General features: G+C 68.9%; 6 protein-coding genes. 2 read left to right on the top strand and 4 right to left on the bottom strand.

The window, feature by feature from the left end; translation table 11 throughout:
• From LRG10_RS10605 to LRG10_RS10590, 4 genes are all read right to left on the bottom strand, one after another.
• A partial coding sequence (locus tag LRG10_RS10605; protein WP_238635544.1) for a tetratricopeptide repeat protein occupies positions 1-1564 on the bottom strand: 1564 nt, incomplete at its 3' end.
• A gap of 99 nt (positions 1565-1663) precedes the next feature.
• Positions 1664-3676 (bottom strand): adenylate/guanylate cyclase domain-containing protein, encoded by a 2013-nt coding sequence (locus LRG10_RS10600; RefSeq protein ID WP_238635543.1) that lies wholly within the window; start codon positions 3674-3676, stop codon positions 1664-1666.
• 2 nt (positions 3677-3678) lie between these two features.
• On the bottom strand, positions 3679-5295 hold the full coding sequence (locus LRG10_RS10595; protein ID WP_238635542.1) for an HD family phosphohydrolase: 1617 nt from the start codon (positions 5293-5295) through the stop codon (positions 3679-3681).
• 43 nt (positions 5296-5338) lie between these two features.
• A complete protein-coding gene (locus tag LRG10_RS10590) occupies positions 5339-5533 on the bottom strand; it encodes a hypothetical protein (RefSeq protein ID WP_201168112.1) in 195 nt (64 codons plus the stop codon).
• 162 nt (positions 5534-5695) lie between these two features.
• Between LRG10_RS10590 and LRG10_RS10585 the strand changes: the two genes are divergently transcribed.
• Positions 5696-6457: a class I SAM-dependent methyltransferase gene (locus LRG10_RS10585; RefSeq protein ID WP_201242804.1), complete on the top strand. Its 762-nt coding sequence runs from the start codon at positions 5696-5698 to the stop codon at positions 6455-6457.
• Positions 6458-6506: 49 nt separating this feature from the next.
• Positions 6507-7283, top strand: a complete 777-nt coding sequence (locus LRG10_RS10580) for an MBL fold metallo-hydrolase (RefSeq protein ID WP_238635541.1) — start codon at positions 6507-6509, stop codon at positions 7281-7283.
• Positions 7284-7354: the final 71 nt, after the last annotated feature.

Below are 7354 nucleotides of genomic sequence, written 5' to 3'. Positions count from 1 at the left end.
AGTCATAGCGCACTCCGGCGAAGATCTCGCGCTGGGTGAACTCGAACAGATCGATGTTCGACTGCTTCTCGCGCACGGCGCCCTCGGTGAAGGCGGTGAACCCGGAGTCCCCCAGGGGGTGGGTCAGTGCGCCCCGCAGTTCGTAAGTGGTGGCGCGTTCGGCGCCGTTGTCCTCGTCGGGGAAGGCCGCCAGGGTGGAGCGGGCCTCCCGGGCGCGCTCGTGGGAGGCGGTGGCGGTCACGCTGGCCGTGGTGTCCTCGAAGAAGGCCCGCTGGAGGCCCAGAAAGCCGCCGGCACGGGCCTTGGTGAACTCGTCCTCGTCGGCGGCATCGTACGAAGTGGCGACTCCGGCGTAGAACAGCAGTGCGCTCTGCGGATCGAGCACGTGCAGCGAGGTGGCCGAGGCGCCCAGGGTGAGCGCATCGCGGTCGTCGTTGTCGTAGTCGGCGTAGGCCAGCTGCCCCTGCACCCGCAGCTGCCGGGTCGGCCCCCGGGGCAGGACGGCCTCGGGGGCGAAGGCGAGTCGAGTGCGGAACGAGTCGCCATCGAGCCTCGTGTGCCGCAGTTCCAGTGGCACCCGATAGGAGCGGCCCTCGGAACCCTCGAACGCCAGTCCACCGCGCAATCGTGCCTCGGTCTGGTCGGCGGCGCTGACGTCGCTGTGGCGACGGTGCTCGATCTCGCCCAGGTACTGGTAGCTGCTGGTGCGGGTCCGCGGCCGGCGGTGCTCGACCCGGGCCCGGGTGTCGAGGAAGGTGTCGGACTCGCGCTCGAAGTCGACCGGGAAGAAGCCGAGAAAGAGGAACTCGTCGTCGGCGGAGTAGAGTGGGTTGGAGTCGTAGCCGGCCGCGATCGCCGCCTGCGCGCGGGTCTCCGGACGGCGCGAGGTCAGGCGGGCATCGATGGCCTCAAGAAACCGTTGAATATTCTGCGCCACCGGCTCGGGCACCTCTTCGGTCTCCAGGACCCGCTTGAATTGGCGCTGCGAGGCCGCATGGTCTTCCGCGGCGAACAGGGCGCGGGCGTACTCCAGCCGGTAGCGTGGCGCATCCGGGGCCACCATGACGGCCCGGTCGAAGTGCACCACCGCCTCGTCGATATCCCCGCTGCGCAGGTAGGCCCGCCCGGCCTCGAAGTCGTACACCGGGACCCCGGTCAGCGCTTCGTGGTCCCGGGACAGGGCGACCGCCTGCTCGTAGTCTTCCGCCTCGACGGCAAGCCGTATATCCCGGGCCACCTGGCGGGCCGGCGGCGCAGTTGCCGGAGTCGGTGGTGCGGGCGGCTCGGCATGCGGCGTCTCGGGACGCAGGGCGGGCGGGATCCGGGGCGATTGCGGCAGGGCGAGACGGTCGCCGGAGCGGATACGGGCCGGATCCGCGATGGTCGGGTTGGCCTGCCAGATCCACGGGTAGAGCAGTGGGTTGCCGAGGTGTTCGGCGGCCAGGTCCCACAGGGTATCCCCGGACTCGATTTCGATCCCCGTATCCGGGGGATCGGGCTCTGCCTGGACGAGGTTGGAACCGAACAGAAGGGAGAGGGCGCAGAGCCCGGTGCGTTTGATCATGCCCAGCCATCCCGTCGCAGCCTTGGAGGAAGGGGTTAACCTTGGCGCCCTTACGGTTAAGCTAAGCGAGCCGGACTGAAATTGGAAGAATAAAAAGTTTCAGGTTTTTGCAGGTGGTTGGGGCGCGTCAATTGGCTCGTAGAGGGTGACCGGCTCCTCGCGCCCCTTGACCTGCACCCGATCGACCTCACGGAACCGGTACACCGCCTCCAGCCCGGTGCGGGTGTGCTCGGTGACGAGTACGCCAACGCCGTATGTCTTGGTCTGCCCCTCCACCCGGGAGGCCAGGTTGACCGTATCGCCCAGGGCCGTGTACGCCCGGCGGTAGGCCGAGCCCATATCGCCGACGGCCGCCGGTCCGGAGTTCAGGCCGACGCCGATCTCGATGGCCGGCAGCCCCTCGCGGGCCAGTTCCTCGCGCAGCCGGGTCGCCTCGCGCTGCATGGCCAGCGCTGCGGCGACCGCATTGCGGCGGTGCTCCGGGTCGTCGAGCGGGGCGCCCCAGAAGGCCATGATGAGATCCCCCACGTACTTGTCGATGGTCCCGCCGTGCTCGAAGATGACCCGGGTCATGGGCGTGAAGAAGCGGTTTAGCAGTTCGCGCAGCGCCGCGGCGTCGAGTTGTTCGGAGAGCGTGGTGAAGCCGCGGATGTCGGCGAAGAGCACCGTGATCTCCCGCGTCTCGCCCGTCTGGGTATAGGAGCCCGGGGCTTCGGCCATGCGGGCGACCAGCTCCGGCGGGACGTACTCGCCGAAGCGCTGGCGCAGCTGTTGACGACGCCGGTACTCGAAGAGGAACCCCCAGGAGAGGTTGCCGGCACCGATGAGCAGCACGGCAGCCAGCGGGGCGGTGGCGCCCAGGGCCAGGTCCCACTGGGCCCAGGCCCACAGGTTCGCGCCCAGGATTGCGGCCAGCAGGGCGGCGGTGACCGCCAGCGTGGCGAGCGGCCCGAGAAAGGGCAGCAGGCCGGCGGCGAGTAGCCCGGCTACCAGGGTGGCCAGCAGGTCGGCGCCCTCGACCCAGGCCGGCTCCCGGGGCAGGTCGTCGGTGAGGATGCCGGCGAGCAAGTTGGCGTGGATCTCGACGCCCGGAAAGGCTGCCTGCATCGGGGTGGCGCGCATGTCGTAGAGGCCCATGGCGCTGGTACCCACCAGGACGATGGCGCCCTCCAGGATTCCATCGTCCACATCGCCGGTCAGCAGGTCTGCGGCACTGATCGAGGGGAAGCTGCCCTGCGGACCGCGATAGGGGATCAGGGCCTGGCCCCGGGCATCCGTGGGCAGGCGGGCAGCGCCGAGCCCCACCGCCGCCACGGCGTTGTAGTCGCCGATACGGGTTGTCTCGACTCGCAGACTGTCCAGGAGCTGGTAGACCCGTGCCGTCTCCAGCGCGAGGCTCGGGTACGCCTTCTCGCCGTGGCCGAGCAGCAGTGGCGCCCGGCGTACCACACCGTCGCTGTCGGGGACAATGCTGAAGGCGCCGCCGCTTGTGGCGGCCTGTTGGAGGGCGGGGCGGTTGCCGGTGTAGGCGTCGAAGCGGTGGATGACCGTGGAGTCGCCAGTCGCCGGATCCAGCCCCGGTGCCGGATCGGGGAGCCTGCCGGTATGGCTGGTGGTCTCGTCGTGGTGCAGGAAGAAGCCGAGCACCGAGTCGCCGCGCTCCAGCTGCTCGGCCAGGCGGCGATCGCCGTCGAATCGCGGAGCGAGTTCACCGACGCGTTCACGCAGCGCCGGGTCGTCCACCCCGCGGGCCACCTGCTCCGCGGGATTGTGCTCGGGTTCGGCAAAGACGATGTCGAAGGCGACCACCACGGCCCCGGCGGCCCAAAGCGCCTCGAGCAGCTCGGCCACGGTGCTCCGCGGCCACGGCCAGCGGCCGACGCGCCCGAGGCTGCGCTCATCGATATCGACGATGACGATCTCGACCTCGTCGTGGGCGTCCAGCCCGGTGCGCTGCGACCAGATCAGTCGTTGGTCGTAGATCAGCTGCTCGGCGGCCTCCACCGTCGCGCGCAGGGGCGGCCAGTTGCTGCGGGTGGCGGTCACCACCAGGGCCAGGAGCAGCACGCCGATCGTTAGCGGGGCGAGGCGGCTGCGCAGGGTGTGCGGCACGGCTACGGCCGGTAGCCGGGGATGGCGGCCTCGTCGACCTCGTCGATGGCCTCGGGGTGCATGAAGTGCCGGGCGTAGTCGCGGTAGACGCCCTCGCGGATGAACACGTCGAAGAGCTCCGGGTCGAAGTGGCCGTCCTGGGTCATGAAGCCCATGATGCGCACCGCCTCGCTGAGCTTTTTGCCTGGCTTGTAGGGGCGGTCGGCGGCGGTCAGGGCCTCGAAGACGTCGGCCAGCGCCATCATCCGGGCCCGTCGGCTCATCTGTGCCCCGGTGATGCCCTCGGGGTAACCGCCGCCATCCATGCGCTCGTGGTGCTGCGAGGCGATCTCCGGCACCCGCTGCAAATGGCGCGGGTAGGTCAGCTGATCGAGCATCTCGCGGCTGACGCGGACGTGGTCGCGCATCTGTTCCATCTCGGCGTCACTGAGCGTGCCGCGGCGGATCTGCAGGTGTTCAATCTCCCCGGCGGTGAGCAGAGGCTGTCGATGGCCTGCGGCGTCCGTCCAGCTGTAGGCGTCGGCGATGGCCGCCACCCGCTCGCGCGCGGCGTCGTCCATGGCCTCGCCGCCGATGTTGGCACTGCGCAGGAAGGTCAGGTCGTCGTCCAGGCGCTGGCAGAGCGTCCGGTAATCGGTGTCCGCTTGGTTCGCCTCTTGGCTGCCGCCGCTCAGATGCCGGCGCAGCCGCGTGGCCTCCGCTTCCTGGCGGACGACGGCGGCTCGGGTGGCCACCTCCTCGATGGTGTCCGTCTGGCGTTCAAGCTTGGTCGCCTTGTTCACCACCGCCTCGGGGGTGGTGACCTTGCCGCAGTCGTGGAGCCAGGCGGCTAGGCGCAGCTCCTCGTGCTCCTCGGCGCTGAGCCGGTAATCCGCCAATGGGCCCTGCGCGGTCCGGCAGGCGGCGTCGGCGATCATCAGCGTCAGCTGCGGGACGCGCTCGCAGTGGCGGCCGGTGGTCGGATTCTTGCGGTCGATGGCCCGCGCCAGGACTTCGGTGAACGATTCGAACAGCTGGCGCTGGGCATCGATCAGACCCTGCTTGGTCAGGGCGATGGCGGCCTGGGAGGCCAGCGATTCGGCAATGCGCGCATCGCGCGGCGAGAAGGGCACGGTCTGGCCGTCGCGCACGGCGTTGATGAGCTGCAGCACGCCGATCACGGTCTGCTCGTGGTCCCGCAGCGGTACGGTCAGGAACGACTGCGACCGGTAGCCGGTGCGTGCGTCCACCGCCCGGGTGCCGGAGAAGTCGAACCCCTGCGCGTCGTAGGCGTCGTCGATGCGCACGGTTTGCCCGTGGACCGCGGCGTACGCCGCCACATTGCGGGTGTTCGGGGTGCCGTCTTCGAGGTACAGCGGCAGGGGCGAAAAGTCGATCGGGCGTCCCGATGTGCCGCCGAGGTGGAGTTCGAGGGTGTCGTTGTGGACGGTGTTGAAGTGAAGCTGCCCGTCGCGTACCTGGTAGACGGTTCCGGCGTCGGCTGAGGTGAGCGCCCGGGCACCGCTGAGGATGCGCTCGAGCAGTCGGTCGGTATCCTGTTCTGCAGACAGGGCTACACCGATTTCCAGGAGCTGCGCCAGGCGCTGCTCGGTCAGCGGCGGCTCGTACGCATCGCTCACGGCAACGCTCCGGCGCAGTCGATCCGGACGGCCCCGGTGCGCTCTATTTGATGATGCCTTTGTACTGGTAGATCAGGTAGCTGCATCCGGCACCCGCCAGAACCGAGACCACCAGCCAGTCCATCGAGATCAGCCGCGGATCGACGGCGATCGCGATGAACAGCATGTAGAGAACGGCGAAGGCCACACCGGTCAGGCCAACCAGCGCCAGCTTGCCACCGAGCGTGTCGAATTCCATCGTCCCTCCTGAGCATTCTGTCGGACTCTCCCTGTGGGAAAGGTACGCGCGCAGGCTCCTGAACACAATGGTCCGCGGTGTCGTGCCGGGCGGTGTCCGGCTTGACCCGCGGGGGCCTCAGCGGGAGGATACGCCGCAAATCAGCGAAAGGGAGAAGCCCGCATGAGCGACACCGGTGTCAAGACCGACGAAAAGAAACAGCACTTCGACGATATCTACATCGCCGACTCCCCGGTTCCTTTCAAGGAACAGATCCTCGACGCCCTCGATTACGTCTCCGATAACTTCAATCGCCAGACCTTCGATCGCCTGATCCTGCCCTGGGTCGAGAAGCAGACCGCCGGTGGCCAGCCGGTGAACTTCGTGGACCTGTGCGCCTGCTTCGGCAACACCACCATGGCCACCCTGTACGGCATGGACTTCGAGGCCATCCGCCACAACTGGCGCGATCGCGACGCCGCGCTGAACATCGAGGCCGAGCGCCGCTTCCCCGCGCGCGTCACCGGGATCGACATCTCCGGCAGTGCGCTCGCCTACGGCAAGCAGGCCGGTATCTACGACGAGACCATCGAGGCCGACCTTAACGCCCCGCCGGCCGAGACGCAGCAGGCCGTGGAGCGCACCATGGCCGAGGCCGATGTGGTCATCTCCACCGCCGCGCTGGTCTACTTGGAGCCGGAGGCCATCGAGAAGATCCTCGACGCCTTTGCCAGCAAGCAGGGGGAGGGGTACATGCTGGTCAACTTCCTCAATCCCTTTGCCCTGGAGAAGGCCGACGCCACCAAGCGCATGCTCCTCGAGCGCTTCGAGTTCGTCGGCAGCATGGCCTCGCGCCACCGGCGCATGTCGCAGCTCGAGCAGGAGAACTATCCTGGCGAGGAGTGGTCGCTGCTGGAGATCTGGGTCCTGCGCCGCAAAGGCTGAGTGACCCTCGGGTCGTCCCGGGCGGCGACCCGAAACCACCGGAGGGGCGATGGAGCTGCGCGCGCTGGGCACGAGTGGCGGAATCGGCCAGGGGCTGCGCACCACCGCCTTTCTGGTGGACGGCTGGCTGCTCGTCGACGCCGGCAGCGGCGTCGGCGACCTGACCGCCGCGGAGCTCGGCGGCATCCGCGATGTGCTGCTGACCCACGCCCATCTGGATCACACCGCCTACCTGGGGCTGATGGCCGACGCCCGTATCGGTGACGGCACCCCGCCCATCCGCGTCCATGCGCCGGCGCCGACGCTCGACGTGTTGCGCGAGCACCTGTTCAACGGCGTCCTGTGGCCGGATTTCACCGCCATCCCCACCCCGCAGGAGCCGGTGCTTGTCTTCGAGCCGCTGCCCTCCGCTCAGGCTTTGATCCTCGGTGCGTTCCACATCACGCCGCTGCCGGCGCGGCACAGCGTCCCGGCTGTGGGCTATCGCATCGACGATGGCAGCGGCAGCCTTGTCTTCAGCGGCGATACCGGTGCCTCGCCGGCGCTGCGTGAGCGGCTTGAAGAGCTGGGGATGCCGGATGCCCTGATCATCGAGTGCGCCTTCCCCGATGCTCTGGAGTCGCTGGCCCGTCAGGTGGGCCACTACACCCCGGCGCAGCTCGTTGAAGAACTGCGGCATTGGCCCGCAGGCGTGCGGGTGTGGGTCACGCACCTCAAACCCGGTGCGGCGGCGCGTATCGAGGAGGAGCTGCGCGAGCAGGCCGCCGCCGCCGGGGTGCACTGCGAACTGCTGCGTGGCGGCGACGTCCTGCAGATCGGCCGCTGAGGCAGGCGTTGAATCGCCGCGGACGAGCGGTTAGGTTCCGTACTCACCCCGCCGCGTGGGCCGGTTCCCGG

The organism is Halorhodospira sp. 9628 (assembly GCF_022228075.1).
In the GTDB taxonomy this organism is placed as follows: Bacteria; Pseudomonadota; Gammaproteobacteria; order Nitrococcales; family Halorhodospiraceae; genus Halorhodospira; species Halorhodospira halophila_A.
This window is presented reverse-complemented; position numbering and strand designations above follow the sequence as displayed.